At 43.6% G+C, this 16,508-nt stretch carries 16 protein-coding genes and 1 pseudogene; 6 read left to right on the top strand and 11 right to left on the bottom strand.

What is annotated here, in order from left to right; translation table 11 throughout:
• Window positions 1-100: 100 nt before the first annotated feature.
• Window positions 101-427 (bottom strand): XRE family transcriptional regulator, encoded by a 327-nt coding sequence (locus tag JGK07_RS29985; protein WP_293178127.1) that lies wholly within the window; start codon window positions 425-427, stop codon window positions 101-103.
• Window positions 424-798, bottom strand: a complete 375-nt coding sequence (locus JGK07_RS29980) for a type II toxin-antitoxin system RelE/ParE family toxin (RefSeq protein ID WP_293243360.1) — start codon at window positions 796-798, stop codon at window positions 424-426. Before JGK07_RS29980 ends, JGK07_RS29985 begins: the two co-directional genes overlap by 4 nt.
• A 153-nt stretch (window positions 799-951) precedes the next feature.
• Here JGK07_RS29980 and JGK07_RS29975 point away from each other — a divergent pair, with 153 nt between their 5' ends.
• Window positions 952-2,082, top strand: coding sequence for an Rpn family recombination-promoting nuclease/putative transposase (locus tag JGK07_RS29975; RefSeq protein ID WP_293243363.1), 1,131 nt, complete (start codon window positions 952-954; stop codon window positions 2,080-2,082).
• A gap of 198 nt (window positions 2,083-2,280) precedes the next feature.
• Here JGK07_RS29975 and JGK07_RS29970 read toward each other — a convergent pair whose 3' ends face one another.
• From JGK07_RS29970 to JGK07_RS29935, 8 genes are all read right to left on the bottom strand, one after another.
• A complete protein-coding gene (locus tag JGK07_RS29970) occupies window positions 2,281-2,487 on the bottom strand; it encodes an NfeD family protein (RefSeq protein ID WP_293291183.1) in 207 nt (68 codons plus the stop codon).
• A gap of 94 nt (window positions 2,488-2,581) precedes the next feature.
• Window positions 2,582-2,962, bottom strand: a complete 381-nt coding sequence (locus tag JGK07_RS29965) for an NfeD family protein (RefSeq protein ID WP_293291181.1) — start codon at window positions 2,960-2,962, stop codon at window positions 2,582-2,584.
• Between the two features lie 136 nt (window positions 2,963-3,098).
• Window positions 3,099-3,320, bottom strand: a complete 222-nt coding sequence (locus tag JGK07_RS29960; RefSeq protein ID WP_293178115.1) for a hypothetical protein — start codon at window positions 3,318-3,320, stop codon at window positions 3,099-3,101.
• A 408-nt stretch (window positions 3,321-3,728) separates the two neighbouring features.
• Entirely contained in the window at window positions 3,729-4,196 is a 468-nt protein-coding gene (locus JGK07_RS29955; protein ID WP_293192968.1) for a GNAT family N-acetyltransferase, read from the bottom strand.
• The gene (locus JGK07_RS29950) at window positions 4,193-4,828 is read right to left on the bottom strand and encodes a type I restriction endonuclease (protein WP_293196689.1); all 636 of its coding nucleotides are present in this window, start codon (window positions 4,826-4,828) and stop codon (window positions 4,193-4,195) included. The genes JGK07_RS29955 and JGK07_RS29950 overlap by 4 nt, the downstream gene beginning before the upstream one ends.
• Before the next feature lie 43 nt (window positions 4,829-4,871).
• Window positions 4,872-5,921: a DUF1611 domain-containing protein gene (locus tag JGK07_RS29945; RefSeq protein WP_293225287.1), complete on the bottom strand. Its 1,050-nt coding sequence runs from the start codon at window positions 5,919-5,921 to the stop codon at window positions 4,872-4,874.
• A 94-nt stretch (window positions 5,922-6,015) separates the two neighbouring features.
• A complete protein-coding gene (locus tag JGK07_RS29940; RefSeq protein WP_293178236.1) occupies window positions 6,016-6,822 on the bottom strand; it encodes a Uma2 family endonuclease in 807 nt (268 codons plus the stop codon).
• 245 nt (window positions 6,823-7,067) lie between these two features.
• Entirely contained in the window at window positions 7,068-8,147 is a 1,080-nt protein-coding gene (locus JGK07_RS29935) for a dipeptide epimerase (protein ID WP_293178102.1), read from the bottom strand.
• Window positions 8,148-8,268: 121 nt separating this feature from the next.
• On the opposite strand from JGK07_RS29935, the gene JGK07_RS29930 reads away from it, so the two are divergent.
• Both JGK07_RS29930 and JGK07_RS29925 read left to right on the top strand, forming a co-directional pair.
• A complete protein-coding gene (locus JGK07_RS29930; RefSeq protein ID WP_293178099.1) occupies window positions 8,269-8,982 on the top strand; it encodes a hypothetical protein in 714 nt (237 codons plus the stop codon).
• 48 nt (window positions 8,983-9,030) lie between these two features.
• Window positions 9,031-9,462 (top strand): NADAR family protein, encoded by a 432-nt coding sequence (locus JGK07_RS29925; RefSeq protein WP_293178233.1) that lies wholly within the window; start codon window positions 9,031-9,033, stop codon window positions 9,460-9,462.
• An 803-nt stretch (window positions 9,463-10,265) separates the two neighbouring features.
• Here the strand turns inward: JGK07_RS29925 and JGK07_RS29920 are convergent.
• A complete protein-coding gene (locus JGK07_RS29920; RefSeq protein WP_293192977.1) occupies window positions 10,266-10,970 on the bottom strand; it encodes a hypothetical protein in 705 nt (234 codons plus the stop codon).
• A gap of 316 nt (window positions 10,971-11,286) precedes the next feature.
• Here JGK07_RS29920 and JGK07_RS29915 point away from each other — a divergent pair, with 316 nt between their 5' ends.
• The 3 genes and pseudogenes from JGK07_RS29915 to JGK07_RS29905 all read left to right on the top strand — a co-directional run.
• Window positions 11,287-12,432: a hypothetical protein gene (locus JGK07_RS29915; protein ID WP_293225289.1), complete on the top strand. Its 1,146-nt coding sequence runs from the start codon at window positions 11,287-11,289 to the stop codon at window positions 12,430-12,432.
• A 229-nt stretch (window positions 12,433-12,661) separates the two neighbouring features.
• On the top strand, window positions 12,662-15,949 hold the full coding sequence (locus JGK07_RS29910) for a tetratricopeptide repeat protein (protein ID WP_293193897.1): 3,288 nt from the start codon (window positions 12,662-12,664) through the stop codon (window positions 15,947-15,949).
• 151 nt (window positions 15,950-16,100) lie between these two features.
• Window positions 16,101-16,415 (top strand): annotated as a pseudogene (locus tag JGK07_RS29905) (hypothetical protein); the annotation flags it as partial.
• Window positions 16,416-16,508 lie beyond the last annotated feature (93 nt).

Raw genomic sequence — 16,508 nt, 5'->3', positions numbered from 1 at the left:
ATTACAAAGCGTATCTATAGCTTCTAAGAATGGTGAATTTATCTCAAAATATACTCACCACTAGCGAAGAGTGTTCAATAAGATGCGTTCCCCCTGATTCCTATAGCAATATCACAGTTTCAGCAGATTGATTTCCCCCATTACGAGGGCGAAGATGTAAGGTGATTTCCGTATCGAGTCGCTTCAGGAAAATCAGTAGTTTTCCTTCGCTGAACCGTTGAAACTCTCCGTTCATTAAATGAGATACTTCTGGCTGTGGAATTCCAAGTAATTCGCTCATTTCACGCTGTTCTAAGTTGCGCTGTTTTAACAGGCGAAGTACCTGAATACCGATTTTACCTCGCGCAAAAAGTTCATCAGCATCTGCCAATCCAAGGTCAGCAAATACATTACCACTGCTTTCTTCAAAAATAGTTTCTTCTGTCATAATTGTTGCTCCCTAGCTAGTGCGTCTTGATAGCGTTTTTTAATTAAGTCAACATCAGCCTGTGGGGTTTTAATCCCTTGCTTTGATTTCTTCTGAAAAGCGTGCAATACATAGATTTTTTCACCGATCTTTACAGCATAAACTGCCCTGTAAGTATCGGTATCGTAACGTTTGACGATTTCATACACACCGCTTTCCACCCCTTTAAAGGGCTTGGCTGACAAAGGTGTTTCCCCAGCTTGCACCAGTTGTAGGGCATAACCTACCGCTTTTTGTACCTCTTCAGGAAACTCGCGGATATTTTTGCGAGAGTCTCCCATCCAAACAAGAGGTCGTAAAGGCACTTCTATAGTATCTTTGTTATCGACCATTTTATCCAAAATTTCCTGTAAAAACAAAGTTAGACAATAGCATAAAATGTTGCCAAGCCTAAAAATCAATTTCCCCGATTGTGGGTTCTTGCGTTATGTTTGTTCCTCTCTTGGCATGGTATAGTACCCATCTTCGATTCCCATCGACAACTCATGAAAACAGACACCATTTTCTACAGCCTGTTTCAGGAATTTCCTAGCTTCTTCTTTGAACTGATCGATCGCCCTCCAGAAGAAGCCGCCGCCTATGAATTCACCTCCCGCGAAATCAAACAACTGGCATTCCGCATCGATGGCTTATTTCTCCCCACCACCGAAGAACCGGAAAAACCATTTTACTTAGCGGAAGTTCAGTTTCAACCCGATCCCGACTTGTACTACCGCATCTTTGGCGAGCTCTTTCTCTATCTGCGACAATACAAACCCGTCAATCCTTGGCGCGTGGTTGTCATCTATCCTAGCCGTCGGATCGAACACGAACAGATGCTGCAATTTCAGGAACTCCTAACCAGTCAGCGGGTGCAACGGATTTACCTCGATGAATTGCCAGAAGCCGCAGATCGATCGCTGGGAGTCAAAGTTGTTAAACTGGTAATCGAGCCAGCAGAGACAGCCGCAGAACAAGCACGGCAGTCGATCGCAATGGCCCGCCAACAGTTGTCCGATCCCACCGTTTTACGCGATTTAATTAACCTCATCGAAACAATTATCGTCTACAAACTCCCCCAAAAAAGCCGCGAGGAAATTGCCACCATGCTAAATTTAAGCGAACTCAGACAAACTCGATTTTATCAGGAAGTCAAGCAAGAAGGTTTAGAAGAAGGACTCGAACAAGGTGGGCAGCAGGCGAAGTTAGAAGCCATTCGTCGGATGATAGCATTTGGAATGAATTTAGAGACGATCGCACAATTATTAGATTTGTCTGTAGAATTTGTGCGGCAAACAATTCACAAAATCCAACGGGAATCCATGTCAGTCCCCGAACAAAAGATTGACTCGTTGATCGAACTATTAACTCACCAGCGATCGCTCTTTTCGGCCACACAATTAACTGAACTAGCGCAGCTAATTGAACCCTTATCCGATAAAAGCGATGTTCTTTCAGAAGTGATTTCATCCTGGGCTGAAAATTACCCTTCAATTCAGGAAGCTCAATCCAAACTGCTCGAACCACTACCGCCAGCTAAAGCATCAGAAACAACAGCAGTCAGTCCAGAAAGTAGCGAATCTCAAATGGGCGATCGCCCCAACAAACAAGCTCTCAAAAATGCCATTTTATTGTAGCTATAATCCGGCGGTTGAAACCGCTACTACACAAACAAAGCCCGGATGGTGCGCGGGCTAAGAAATAAAGGGGGTACTTAAGCCTAATTGCCGCTCAACAACAGAACAGTAAGAGCCCCGACTTCTTGAAGAATTCGGGGCTCTTACCGTGAAAAGGTTTAGATTACTTTCTCTTTTAGTCGGCGGGAGTGAGGGAAACTAAAAGCGATCGCACCGTGCGGGCCACCAGCTACCTTGGAAGCGGACGCGACCTGTTTGATTCGGGTAAATCGATTCATCGACGACTGCTTCTTCGTTGAAATAGACAAAATTGGTATTGATGTAGTTGTCCACTAACATATTGTTTTCTGTGCTGTAGGTGTGAACAGAAAAAATCGCACCGAAAGCTTTTGCTAAGTTAAACATTTCCCTGACTCCTTTTGTATTAAAATATATCGAAGTTTAATCGCCTGTTTCTGCTATTTGAAAGGTCGCATTTCCTAGTTGTTCATCCTCTGATTTAGTCTGCGGGAGTGAGCGAAACTAACAGACGATCGCACCGTGCGGGCCACCAGCTACCTTGGAAGCGGACGCGACCTGTTTGATTCGGGTAAATCGATTCATCGACGACTGCTTCTTCGTTGAAATAGTTAAAGTTGGTGTTGACGTAATTTTTGATTAACAGATTGTTGGCTGTGCTGTATCCTTGAGTGGAGAAGATAGAGCCGAAAGCTTTTACTACGTTGAACATAATATTTACTCCTGTTGTGTTACAATAAATGGATGTGTAATTGTCGGTTTCTGCTATTTGAGAGGCTGCATTTCCTCGGTTGAGATTGATTGATTGTCCTGATATTTCATTGTTCTTGTCTTTCCTTCTTTTATCCGGATCGAAGCCCAAGAATTTTTGAAATTTAGAAGGGATTTGAGAAGCGGTTGCGGGAGTTTAAATTCGGTAATTCCGAGGTATTGAATTAACGATTTAGTGGTTGAGCCGTGGGTGGGATTTACCTCAAGGGTAGATGTGGTTATCTACACTAGGGATTGGCTGATTCCGCATTACTGCTGCTGTGAAGATGTTTTATTTTTGGGGTTGCTTTTTTGTGATTGGGCTGTGACTCGTTTGCTTGACACTTACTAATTTCCCAGGAATCGAATGTGTTTGGTGCGATCGCCCTGACACTTTTATCGTCTGGTACTGGCACAGGACACTCGTCAGCCTGCAAACAACGATTTATCAATAGTTTCAGCCTACTCATCTGACTGGTAGCTGTGCCAATTTAGGCAACTGGACTACCGCAGGCTGTGAATCCTGAGTTTACGCAAAGTCGATCGGGCAATCCGGAACATCCATACATATCTAGTGCGTGACCGACACCATCGCTAGTAAAATACCCGTTACAGGTTCGATGGTTCGGACTTCAGTCCGTTGTTGTCTGAGGTTCGATGGTTCGGACTTCAGTCCTTTCTTGTCTCATCAGGACTGAAGTCAGCCCCAGAAGCATAATCTGTATATATAGAGTGCGGAATAAGTACGAACAGCGAATCCTCTAAGTAGCGTACAAAACCATTTTTTAGCCTTAGCCCTGTAATCGCAATTATTGAACAAATCGAACTTAAAATTAATTCATAAATTCAGAATCTCAATTTCATAAAAGTCATAATTATCAAGAACCTGCTTGATACTGCATAATTGTTACCGGAAGTCTGAATAAAGTTTTACCTAACTGAGACAAACCGAACTTGAATTTCAGGGACTGCGGCAAATCTTGCACGGAAACTTCTACGAAGCCAAAGCGGGTATAAAATGATGCGAGCCGCTTTCCCAAACATTCTAAATATAGCGGTTCTGTAGCCTGTTGAATTAAATGTTTTGTCAGGTAAATGCCCAAACCGCGATCGCGCCAATCCTTCGCCACCACCAAACTACCCAACTCTTCCGCGCCCGTAAACTTCCGCAATTGTCCGCAAGCAGCCAATTTCCCCTCACATTCGATCACCCAGAATTGCTCCCAGCGCAACTGAGTCGGATCGAGTTTCGCACTCCAAACTAACATTCTAATTGATTTGATATCTCGCTCCGACGCTTGGCGGATTGTGCATCCAGATGGTAAGGAAACAGAACTTGCAATCATGAGTTATAGCTGGAAACTACAGCAGCGATTCGTTTGAAAATGCGAAAAACTTCGTAAAGTTCGTTGCCGGGATTCTGAATATCAAACAACTTAGATAAAGCATACTGCGGTGTATCTTGTTTAGTCACTTTAATGAATCGGAAACTGCTGCCATTAGTCAGCAGCCCAAACGTTGGTTGTTCTGAATTTGGGTCATTCAGCATATAAAATAGCAATTGAGGAAGTCCAGCTTCAACGGAATATTGGGATCGCTTGGCTTCGATCGCCACAACCCAAAAAGATTGCAGCAATAATAGGACATCTATGCTGCCCCTAACAATTATATCTTCATCTTCGACAATCAGTTCAACAGATTTTTCACATTCTATGTGAAAGGGAGTTAGGAAAAAATCTGCTACAAATAGCAAAGGAGCTAGTACCACCATTTTTACAGTATCTTCTAGGAAAGGGTATGAGGTACTATTGATATAGCCTGCTTTTACCTTGTCGAGCGATCGCTTTTCTGCGTCTGTTATTTCTGGCAAATCTTCAATCCACTCCCGGAAGAATTGCTCGTCTTCAGCAAGTTGGAAGTTAAATTTTGTTTTGACATCGCGCAGTGTCAGTGTTTTTGCTTGAATGCTTTGTGTCATAGTTTTCTGTAGCTCTTAGCTAGTTGTAACTTATTGTAGCATATCAATTGGCGATCGTCTCCAACAAAACCTCCGCACCAAACCGCACCGGATCGGTACAAGGCAATCGCGTTTCTGCTTGAATTCCTGCTATTGCTAACAGCGCTTCTGCGTGAGTTAAGTGATGAGTATTGAGAGCGATCGCGCTGACTTTTGCCCCAACAAAAGCACCCGCAGCAGCGGCCACCATTTCGTACAATTCAACCACTTTCAACAAACTAGGAATCGATACGTGCGGGTGATTGCGAATGTGAATTTGTCCGGCTCGGTGCGCTAAAATCAAGTGAGTTGGCTGCGTGCCCCGCAACAGTGGCAAAGTCGCCGTCGAACCCGGATGCAATAGCGAACCTTGCCCTTCTACGTGCAGAATATCACATTCCGAACCCAATTTTATCACCGCTTGTTCAACAGCACCGGCCGCAAAATCAACTCGAACTGCATCCAAAGCAATGCCTTCATTTCCAATCATTAAACCCGTTTGTCCGGTTGCTAAAAATTTGGAACGCAAACCCCGCTGCAAACAAGTGCGATCGAGTTCCAAACTGGTTGACATTTTGCCAACGCTCATATCTGTACCGACAGTTAACACGCGGCGACAGCTTAATTTAGCAGCGGCGGCAGAGGCGATCGCCCCAACAGACTTCGGTTCCTGACGCACGTCCCAAATCCATTGATTTTCGGTTAACGGAACCGTTATCAAAGGTGCAAGTTTCGCGTGCAAACCGTTGACAACCGACAAACCTGCTGCTACCGCTTGATTAATTTCTGGCAGCCATTCCGGCGGCAAAACACCGCCGGATGGAGCAATACCAATTAGCAGAATATCCGGCGCAAATTGCAGTGCTTCTGCAACGGAAGCAACTATCGGTACTTGTTGAGGAATACCAGTTAATTCAGATAAAGATTGTCCCGGACATTGGCGGTCAATTACTGCTACAATTGGTGCTTCGCTGTAGCGCAAAAAAGCTAAGCCTGTTTTGCCGGAAGTACCGAGAATTCCCTCGTGCAGCAAGATAGCAACTTTGCCATTTTTGATAGGATAGTTTTTAGTCATTGGTTCACTTTTAAGCTGAAAAATTGTAGATTGTAGATTAAATCTACAATCTACAATCTATAATCTACAATTGATTGTTCGCTGTGATTTGCGATTACTGGTTTAAAGCATTCGGATCTTCTCCCAATTCTCGCAATCTGGCTTCTAGTCGCGAGGCTCGTTGGCGTTCCTGTTCCGCTTGCTGTTGAGCAACTTCTACTTGCTGTTGAGCAGCTTCGACTTGCTGTTGAGCAGCTTCGACTTGCTGTTGAGCAGCTTCTTCAGGTAACAGAATTAGATTGCCAGATTCGTCGTAAAAACGCACCCAAGTTGCTGTTTCTCGATCGACAATTCCGTCCCAAGTCCCCAACCAAAAGCCCAAACTTTGACTCCACAGCCAGCCCTGTTCGTTGGGGACTAACGGTTGATAGCGTTGATTATTATCTAAACGCCATCCCTGCAAAGAATTCGGATCGAAAGGATCGAAGACAAAATAATCTGGCGTTCTAAAAACATGCTCATAAATATCCTTTTTTTTGCCTGTATCCTCATTAGCCGTTGATGGTGAAAGCAGTTCCACAATGATATCCGGGTAACGTCCGTTTTCATCCCAAACTACCCAGCCTTGTCGGGAAGTATTGCCGTCAACACCCAACACAGCGAAAAAATCTGGGCCTCGATAATCCCGATTGCGAACCTGTTGGGCACTGAAGTAGATAAACATATTGCCACCGACAAAAAAATCGTTCCGGTTAGCTAAACCTTGTTCTGCCGAACGGATTAAAACGGTCATTGCTATGCGGTGGCGGTTGCTTTCCATTTCTGCACCATCATCAAAGATTAAATCAGTGGGCGGCTTGTGTTCTTCAAAAAAAAGCTTGGCTTCTCTATCAATTCCCTGTCCTATTGATTCTACTGGCATCATAGTATCTCCAGATTTGTTTTGATCGAAATTCATGGTTTTAAAACGCTCGTCTTTAGGTGGAATATTTTTAGGGTTGGCTGTAAATCCCCATCCTGAAAACCTCGTGCTTCCTCTATCAACTGTCAACTGTAAGTAAGGTGCGTCGCTCATCAATGGTCGATTTTTATTTGTGATGGTTGGTGGCGACGCACGCTACAACTGTCAACTGTCAACTGTCAACTGTCAACTGTTTAACGATACTTCTATTCTACAAGGTCAATTCGCTGCACTCCCAATCCCGATCGCCCATTTGGCAGCAAACACCCATTTTCAACGACTGCGCCGCTGAAAGGATCGTCTAGTAAATTCAAGTGACTGTCCAAATCCAAGTAATCAGCGAGGGGAGAAAGTTGTGCTGCTGCGGTATTTGCGATCGCACTATCGGAATAGCAGCCGAACATCACTTGCAGATTGCAGGCTTTGGCTGTGTGAATCATCCGCATAGCTTCGCTCAATCCGCCGGATTTCATCATTTTGATATTGATGCCGTGGACGCACTGTGCTAACTTGGGTATATCAGAACTATTAAAGCAACTTTCATCAGCAAAAATTGGCAGTGGCGATTGACGGTACAGTTCCGAAAATCCAGCCAGATCCGCGACTGGTGAAAGCGGTTGTTCGACATAATTGATGTTATATTTTTCCAGCCAGCTACACATTTCTACTGCTTCTTTCAAATTCCAACCACCGTTAGCATCTACACTGATTTGAATGTTAGCCGGCGCTTCGTCTAATACTGCGATCAACATAGCTTTGTCGGCTTCAATTCCTGCGGGATTTCCCAACTTGATTTTGACAGCGCGGTATTTGATGCTGGCGGGATCTGTCGCATCTTTGCCAAACCAATCGCGCACTCTGTCTCTCGCACTCCTCGGCGAATTTATGCCGATGGTGACGGATGTGGGGACAATGCGCGATCGATCTAATCCCCACATTTTCCACAGCGGGAAGCCTGCTTTTTTGCCCAGCCAGTCGTGCATTGCCATGTCGATGCCGGCGCGGGCGGCGGAGGGTAACTCGATTTCTGTGAAGATTTGTTCGACTTTTTGGCGATCGCACGGAGTAAACTTTTCTAGTAGCGGTGCAACTTCCTGCAATGCTGCTAGCAGACTCTCGGTAGTTTGGGGCTTAGAACCTGTGGAAAAGGGCGATGCTTCTCCCCAACCTTCGATACCTTCGTGTGTTAATTTTACCCACAAATTGGTACTTTGGGCTGTTGTACCGCGGCTGATGGTAAGTGCAAACCGCTTGCGGACAGTGAAGGTTTGAATTTGAACGCGCATTTTCAGTTATTAGTATTTTTTTATACAGAACAATCAGCAGAGACGGATAGCGCGGATGTTTGCATTTTTTATTTTTTACTTTATAGTTTTATTTTGCTTGTTCTAGTTTACCAAAAAGTCGATGAAATTCATTATTTCTGTTTCGCCAAAGAGAGTTGCCTTCTCTCTTAGCATTTGGGTGCTCTTCTTTGCTGTTGCTGGTTTCACCGTACAAGTTCTGCGCTACGGTTTTAACTATCGCGAACGCTGGATTCATTTGTTTAATTTAGACAGAGAAATAAATTATCCCTCGTGGTACTCGTCATTTACTTTACTGTTTTGCGGGATTTTGCTAGGTATTATTGCTGCTGCCAAGCAGAAGCAGGGCGATCGATATTTTCGGCATTGGAAGGCACTAGGGTTCATCTTTGTATTATTCTCTTTAGATGAAATCTTGAGCCTGCATGAAATATTAATTATTAACGACTTGCGAGAGTCACTGAATTTAGGGGGATTTTTTTACTTCATTTGGGTAATTCCGGGGGCGATTTTTGTTGCAGTTACTGGGCTGACTTATCTCAAGTTTCTCTGGCACTTACCCCGAAAAACCAGGGATTTATTTCTACTCGCAGGCAGTATATATGTAGGTGGAGCGCTTGGCATGGAAATGGTTTGCGGTTATTATGCAGATGCGGTAGGTCAGCGAACTTTGATCTACGGTTTGCTGGCTTCGGTTGAGGAAATTTTGGAAATGGTGGGAACGATCGTATTTATCTACGCTTTGTTGTCTTACATTGGTTCCCATCTTGAAAATATTGATTTGCAGTTTAAGATAGTGGAGAATCAAGATAGGTAAAGCTGGCCGTAGACCCAAGTTATTATGGCGGTTGAAATCGGAGACATTATGACTATCTACTTTTACAGCACTCGCAGCGAATACGGTAGTTTCTCTAACTTTTCCCGTCACGGATTCAAGTTAGACGGAGAATACTGGCCGACTACCGAACATTATTTTCAAGCACAAAAGTTTCCCCAAACGGAACACTGCGAGCAAATTCGCCAAGCAAAAACGCCGAAAGATGCAGCAACAATGGGGCGCGAACGCTCTCGTCCCCTGCGCCAAGATTGGGAACAAGTCAAAGATGATATCATGCGAAAATGCGTATTACGCAAATTTGAAACTCATGCCGATATCCGCGAAATTTTACTCGCTACCGGGGATGAAGAAATAGTCGAAAACGCACCTGGAGATTACTATTGGGGTTGTGGGAAAGATGGCAGTGGCAAAAATATGTTGGGACAGATTTTAATGGAAGTGCGAGAAATTTTGCGATAGTGTATCTGGGTTTGACAAATATATCTGTAGGGGCGAAGCATGACCGCAGTCAATATGAGATTAGAACTAATAACTTATATACGGTCATGCTTCGCCCTCTTCCAAAACCAGATGCACCCTTTTGCGAAAAGGCACGTAGCGAGTAAAACATAACCTACAAGTTTGTAGTCAGGACTTCAGTCCTTTCTTTCTAAATTCAAGAGGGAGGACTAAAGTCCTTACTACGAACCTATGATAAAGCAGGACTTATTTAATCCTAAGTCCTGCAATGCTGCTAAGCGAGCATTTCCTCAATTTTATTAAACAAGGTAACTCAAACATCCGCCTGACCACCTGTCAAATTGTGTGCCAATCTCCTCAGGCTGTTCTAGTAGAGGGTTTAGCCTCTCCTCAGAGACTGCAAAGCAGGGGAAACGGTAAAAACCCTGCACCACTTTTTGGTTTTGACAACTACTGTCAACCAGAATTAACTTTTATCGTGGTAAGTACAGCATTTTTCGCCAGTCGCCTCCCGGACACCGTTCTCCTTAGGTTGGCGATTCACAGGTAAAACAACAAAACTCCTGTTCTGGTTAAGGTTGATTTTTTATTTATGCTGTATGTTTCTATTCTCTGCGATTTCTCTAAATTGTGACCTGTTGTACAGAATTCTTTACACTTTTTCGATCTAAAAGATGCTGTTTTTGTTTTGATTAAGAGATCGATCGCACTTTTGGAATCCTCTCTCAGACTTAGGTTCGGGGATCGCAGCTTAAGTGAGTTTTCAGCGAATTATAAGATTGCGGACTGTTAAGATTTTTGAGTTATTTGGCTGCATTCGCGCCCAACTGCCGCCGTTGCTGTTGAATTCGGTTGAATTCTTTTTGTTCTTCGCACAGCAACGTATTGTCGATCGGCGATCGCATATCCCACTGCAACTCTGAGAGTAACAGCAAACATCCCGCCATAATTATCCCTGTGGTTAGATATTGCCAAGGGGCAACGAATGTTAATAGAGGTATGCTAAATAAATGAGTTAGCCCGATGAGGATAAAAGTGCGCGATCGCAAACCGAGTCCAGTACAAAAATAGCCGATCGCGCTCAACCCCAACCACAAATCGCACAGATGCAGCAACCAAAATCCCCAACCCGCAAAAATACTGCAATCCGTCAAAATCAAACCAGAAATCATCAAAATCGCCCAAGAGTAAAGAATCCAGCTAACCCGCTCAACCTTTACCCAAAACAAAGTCAAAACAGCCATGATCGCAGTGCCAATTAGAGTCACTGTTGACCACAAAATCGCCTGAAAGCTCCAACTAAGCGGGACAAACTGAGCCGTGAAAAAAATCCCCGCCGTCACCAAAGCCCAAAGCAGAAAAGTTTGGTCAATGCGGGTATAAAATCCTGAGAAAAGAGTAATATCTCCGACTTGCCAGCGGAGGCGCAACAGGCCTGCGAGATCTTGTACGTCGAGATGTTCTTGTTTGGAGCGGATTAGAGGTTCACAGGGGTTGAAAAAGGTCATCCGGTGTGGTTTAAAATATCAAGTTTTGCGTATTGTAACAAAACGTCAAGAAGATTTTGCAGATTTTTATATCCTTTTTTGTAGTTCTCCGGCTCTGCCTGGGGAGGTAGATCCGGAGGCTCTGCCTCCCGCGAATCAGAGACAAGCTAGGCAGAGTCTCTGGATATTGGTTCCCAGACAGAGCCGGAGAATCAGGGACGGGCAAGATGCCCATCCCACAGGAGTTCGATCGATTTTGTTGGTCGATTCCCGATATACGTCAAAATAGACGTACAATATAAAAAGTAAATTACATAAATATAATTAAGGAAAGAATATGAAAGCCAATCCAGGGGGCGAAATTGCTTCAGCCGAAGTCATGGGTAGAGACAAGCTAATTTCTGATTTATGGGGGATTTTAGAGCAGCAAAGTGTGATGTTGAGTGCTGAAAGAAGGATGGGGAAAACTTCGGTAATTAAGAAGATGCGATCGGAAGCTACCGCAAATAAGTTGCCGATTTATCGCGATTTGGAAGATGTAAAATCGCCCATAGAGTTTGTCAACACAGTCTTTCTGGATGTCAAAGCACATTTAACACCTTTGAATCGCACCACTAAGAAGACTCACGAATTTTTAAGCAAATTGGGAGGAGCAGAATTTAGCGGTTTCAAATTACCCGATATTGCCGCGCCTCACTGGAAAGCATTGCTGATTGAAACGATCGCAGATTTGGTAGAAAATCAAGACAGCACACTCATCTTCTTTTGGGATGAACTCCCATATATGCTGCGTAACATCGGTGATGAAGCGGCGATGGAATTGCTCGATACTTTGCGATCGCTCCGCCAGATGTATCCTCGTGTTAGAATGGTTTATACAGGTTCGATCGGCTTACATCACGTAATTGCCGATCTGAGAAAAGTGGGATATACAAACGACCCGACTAATGATATGTATCCCCAAGATGTGCCGCCGCTATCGACTAAAGATGCAACTATTTTAGCACGAAAATTGCTGGAAGGCGAGAATATTTTGACACCGGATATCCAAGGAACTGCTGTTGCGATCGCCGATGAATTAAGTAACATTCCTTTCTACATCCACCACTTAATTGTTAAACTCAAATTGCGCGGTGGTTCAGGGGATATACCAGCGATTAAAGCAATCATTGCTGATTCTTTGGATGACCCGATGAATCCTTGGAAGATGGAACATTACGCAGAGCGCATCGATAGTTATTACGATGATAAACAGCGTCCTTATGCCAGGAATTTACTAGATATTTTGGCAGTCGCAAACGAGCCTTTGTTATTTGATGAATTGTTTAATCGTCTCAAGCAAGAGTCGGACACTCAAGACAAGGAAATTGCCAGGAAAGTGTTAACTCTTTTGCAGAAAGATTATTATATCCAAAAGAGTGATTTGGGATTTCAATTTCGTTATCCGCTGATTCAAAAATACTGGAAATCATCGAGATGTTGAGATTTCTTGTTTCCAATTAATCCGGCGGTTGAAACCGCGACTACACAAACGAAGTCCGCCTTCGCGGACTAAGAAATTCTCGTTCCCAGGCTCTGCCTGGGGACGCAGATCCGGAGGCTCTGCCTCTTCTTTTCCTCGGTAACAGACGAGGCAGAGCCTCTAGATATCGGTTCCCAGGCAGAGCCGGGGAACCAGTTAAATAATACTACATAACCCACCGAATCAATCTATGAAAAATACATTTATCTCCCGATTTACTCCGAGCTTGATGGCACCAGAAACCCTGGAAGATATCCTAGTCCAACGTCACACACTAGCAAATTATTTAGTAGATAAAATCCGGGATAGCGCCACAACAGATAGCAAGTATTTTCAACTCCTAATCGGGCCGCGCGGTATTGGCAAAACGCACTTAGTTTCCCTGATATATCATCGTGTTGCCAAGATGGAGGATTTGCAAGATAAATTGCTAATTGCGTGGCTGCGCGAAGAGGAATGGGGGATTGCATCTTTCTTGGATTTGTTGCGGGGAATATTCCGGGCAATTGCTCAAGAATATCCCGCAGCATATCAAGCTCAGTTACATGATGAAGTTGAAAAGCTTTATGATCTGTCCCTCGAACAAGCTGAATATAAGGCGGCAGAATTGCTGAGAGAGTTTGTTGGGAATCGGGTACTATTATTGATTGTTGAAAATTTAGAGGACGTGTTTAAAGGCTTGGAGGAATTCGGGCAGAAGCAGTTGAGGGCGTACATTCAAAATCATTCGTTTTTGACTATTTTGGCGACATCACAAAGTTTGTTTGATGGAGTCAAACTCTATGATAATCCTTTTTATGGTTTCTTCTATTCACATACATTAAATGAGTTTAAGGTTGATGATGCTGTAGATTTGTTGAATCACATTGCTAACTTAGAAGGGAATACAGATTTAGCATCTTTTATTCAAACTCCAACCGGGCGCGATCGCATAAAAGTTGTGCATTACCTTTCTGGTGGCAGTCCTCGCGTGTATATTGTTTTTTCGGCTTTTCTGATGACTCCTGAATCGCTCGATAAATTGGTGGAACCGTTCATGGAAATGCTGGATAGCCTCACGCCATACTATCAGGATCGGATGAAGTATATTTCAAATCAGCAACGAAAGATTGTTGACTTTTTGTGCGATCGAGGTGGTGCAGCACCAGTGAAAGAAATTGCTAAATACTGTTTTATTACTCACCAAACAGTATCTAGTCAACTTAAAGATTTGTTAGAAAAAGGTTATGTCAAAAAGGAAGAAATTGGACGGGAATCGTGGTATGAATTGCGGGAACCATTGATGCGTTTTTGTCTGGAGGTGAAGAAGCAGCGCAATCAACCGATTCGATTAATTGTGGATTTTATTCGGGTTTGGTATACGCGGGAAGAGTTGCAGCAGCGATTGGGATTGAGGATGGCGGATGTTGATTTTGCGGAGAAAGAATGTCATTTTATGTATCGGCAAGGTTTGAAACCGATTCCACCTGATGCTGTGATGGATCGAGAATATCATACGCGGGCGCTGGAGGCTATTGAGAACAATGAGGAAGATCCGCTTCTGAAGGCTTATTATGATGAGATGGAAAATTGTATTGAACAGAAAGATGATGTTTCGGCTTTAGCATATGCGGAAAGATTGGTAACAAGTCGCGGGGAGGCAAGAGATTGGTTGGAAAAGGGACGTTGTTTGAATAGGCTTAAACGTCGCGATGAAGCTTTGGAGTGTTTAGATAAGGCTATTGAAATTGATTCTAATTATGCGAGGGCTTGGGCTAATAAAGGTAATGTACTCAAAATTCTTCAACGCTATGAAGAAGCCTTAGTATCTTTCGATAAGGCGATCGCACTTGATCCCAGTAATAAGTGGGCTTGGGCTTGGGCTATGCGAAGTAATGTACTCAACAACCTCAGACGCGATGAAGAAGCCTTAGTATCTTGCGATCGCGCGATCGCACTTGATCCCAATTATCAGTGGGCTTGGTATATGCGAGGTAATGAACTTAACAACCTCAAACGTTATGAAGAAGCTTTAGTATCTTTCGATCGGGCGATCGAACTTGATGCCAATAATCAGTCATTTTGGGTTAAACGAGGCAATTTACTCAACAACCTCAAACGCTATGATGAAGCTTTGGTATCATTTGATCACGCGATCGAACTAGATGCCAATGATAAGTGGGCTTGGCGTAATCGAGGCAATGTACTCAAAAACCTCAAACGCTATGAAGAAGCTTTAGAATCTTACGATCGGGCGATCGAACGAGATGCCAATTATCAGTCAGCTTGGCGTATGCGAGGCAATGTACTTTACAACCTCAAACGCTATGATGAAGCCTTAGTATCTTGCGATCGTGCGATCGAACTTGATGCTAACGATCCGTGGGATTGGAATAATCGAGGCAATGTACTCAACAACCTCAAACGCTATGATGAAGCCTTAGTATCTTACGATCGCGCGATCAAACTTGATGCCAATTATAAGTGGGCTTGGGCTAATCGAGGTAATGTACTCGACAACCTCAATCGCTATGATGAAGCCTTAGTATCATTGGATCGTGCGATCGAACTAGATGCCAATTATCAGTGGGCTTGGCGTATACGAGGTAATGTACTCAACAACCTCAAACGCTATGAAGAAGCTTTAGAATCCTTCGATCGCACGATCGAATTTGATGATAATTATCAGTATGCTTGGCGTATGCGAGGTAATGTACTCAACAACCTCAAACGCTATAATGAAGCTTTACTATCTTACGATCGGGCGATCAAACTAGATGCCAATTATCAGTGGGCTTGGCGTAATCGAGGTGATATACTCTACAATCTCAAACGTTATGATGAAGCTTTAGAATCCTTTGATAAAGCCATTGAAATTGACTCCAATTCTTTTTCTGGGTGGGCTTGGCTTATTCGAGGTGATGTACTCAACCACCTCAAACGCTATGATGAAGCCTTAGTATCTTGTGAAAAAGCTTTAATATCTTGTGATAAGGCGATCGAACTTGGTAAAGAAGGTGTACCTGTCTTCTTCAATCGTGCCATTGCCATTCTCGGATTAAATCGTTGGGATGAAGGCATCGCCGCCTTAGACGACGCATTCCAACGACTTGAATCAGATGACGAAGCTAGTTCGGAAGATGCCGAATTAATTATCAGCACCCTATTCACCAGCAACGATTCAATAATATATCAAACTCGCATCACCAGCCTAATTGCAGTTTACGAAAAACACAAATATCTCTCAATCTTAGGACAGGGAATTGTGCGAAACATCCCCGCGCTAATGTCAGAAATGGTCAGCGACAAAGCCGCACGCACTTGGTTAGAATTGTGGCAAAAACTAACCAGCAACTACGAACAATTCCAAATTCCCATCCGCCTGCTGAATGCGGCTGTCCGCTATAAGGAAACCAAGGGTGACAGACGAGTTTTGCTAGAACTTCCCATTGAAGAACGCAATTTATTAGAACCGTTGGTGTTAGGAAAAGTAGAATAAGAGTACACAGGATTTAGGGACTCCGACAAAGAAACCGGGTTTTTATCAAATCTGTCGGTTACAACGAAGTATTTTCGTGAAAAACCCGGTTTCTCGGCTTCATAATAGATATAAAATATAAATTGATGATACTAGCAAAGGACTCATCCCCATGACGGCAACAATTCCAACTAAAACCTCACCACAAATCATCTACCCCGACAGTGACGGCAAACCCATGTCAGACAATACCAAACAGTTTGAATTAATTGTCACCATTCAAGGTGGAATAGATGCCTTATACAAAGACAACGAAAATGTCTTTGTAGCAGGTGATTTGCTGTGGTATCCCGTCGAAGGAGATAACAAAACTCGCCAAGCACCTGATACGATGGTAGTATTTGGTAGACCCAAAGGTTACAGAGGTTCCTACCAACAGTGGCTTGAAGATAATATCGCCCCGCAAGTTGTCTTTGAAATCCTGGCGTTGCTGAATCAGGGTATGAGACGAGAAAAAATGCGAGATTGGAGCCGAAAATGATTTCTGGGATTTTGATTGGGAATTGGAACATCTCCAAAT

The sequence above is a fragment of the Microcoleus sp. PH2017_24_DOB_U_A genome (assembly GCF_020738205.1).
Taxonomy (GTDB): Bacteria; Cyanobacteriota; Cyanobacteriia; order Cyanobacteriales; family Microcoleaceae; genus Microcoleus.
Note: the sequence above shows the minus strand (reverse complement) of the source record. Positions and strands in the feature narration are given on the sequence as shown.

Excerpts from the sequence above, each read along its gene's own strand:
- JGK07_RS29985 (WP_293178127.1), bottom strand. The coding sequence starts at position 427 with ATGACAGAAGAAACTATTTTTGAAGAAAGCAGTGGTAATGTATTTGCT.
- JGK07_RS29980 (WP_293243360.1), bottom strand. The coding sequence starts at position 798 with ATGGTCGATAACAAAGATACTATAGAAGTGCCTTTACGACCTCTTGTT.
- JGK07_RS29975 (WP_293243363.1), top strand. The coding sequence starts at position 952 with ATGAAAACAGACACCATTTTCTACAGCCTGTTTCAGGAATTTCCTAGC.
- JGK07_RS29970 (WP_293291183.1), bottom strand. The coding sequence starts at position 2,487 with ATGTTTAACTTAGCAAAAGCTTTCGGTGCGATTTTTTCTGTTCACACC.
- JGK07_RS29960 (WP_293178115.1), bottom strand. The coding sequence starts at position 3,320 with ATGAGTAGGCTGAAACTATTGATAAATCGTTGTTTGCAGGCTGACGAG.
- JGK07_RS29955 (WP_293192968.1), bottom strand. The coding sequence starts at position 4,196 with ATGATTGCAAGTTCTGTTTCCTTACCATCTGGATGCACAATCCGCCAA.
- JGK07_RS29950 (WP_293196689.1), bottom strand. The coding sequence starts at position 4,828 with ATGACACAAAGCATTCAAGCAAAAACACTGACACTGCGCGATGTCAAA.
- JGK07_RS29945 (WP_293225287.1), bottom strand. The coding sequence starts at position 5,921 with ATGACTAAAAACTATCCTATCAAAAATGGCAAAGTTGCTATCTTGCTG.
- JGK07_RS29940 (WP_293178236.1), bottom strand. The coding sequence starts at position 6,822 with ATGCCAGTAGAATCAATAGGACAGGGAATTGATAGAGAAGCCAAGCTT.
- JGK07_RS29935 (WP_293178102.1), bottom strand. The coding sequence starts at position 8,147 with ATGCGCGTTCAAATTCAAACCTTCACTGTCCGCAAGCGGTTTGCACTT.
- JGK07_RS29930 (WP_293178099.1), top strand. The coding sequence starts at position 8,269 with ATGAAATTCATTATTTCTGTTTCGCCAAAGAGAGTTGCCTTCTCTCTT.
- JGK07_RS29925 (WP_293178233.1), top strand. The coding sequence starts at position 9,031 with ATGACTATCTACTTTTACAGCACTCGCAGCGAATACGGTAGTTTCTCT.
- JGK07_RS29920 (WP_293192977.1), bottom strand. The coding sequence starts at position 10,970 with ATGACCTTTTTCAACCCCTGTGAACCTCTAATCCGCTCCAAACAAGAA.
- JGK07_RS29915 (WP_293225289.1), top strand. The coding sequence starts at position 11,287 with ATGAAAGCCAATCCAGGGGGCGAAATTGCTTCAGCCGAAGTCATGGGT.
- JGK07_RS29910 (WP_293193897.1), top strand. The coding sequence starts at position 12,662 with ATGAAAAATACATTTATCTCCCGATTTACTCCGAGCTTGATGGCACCA.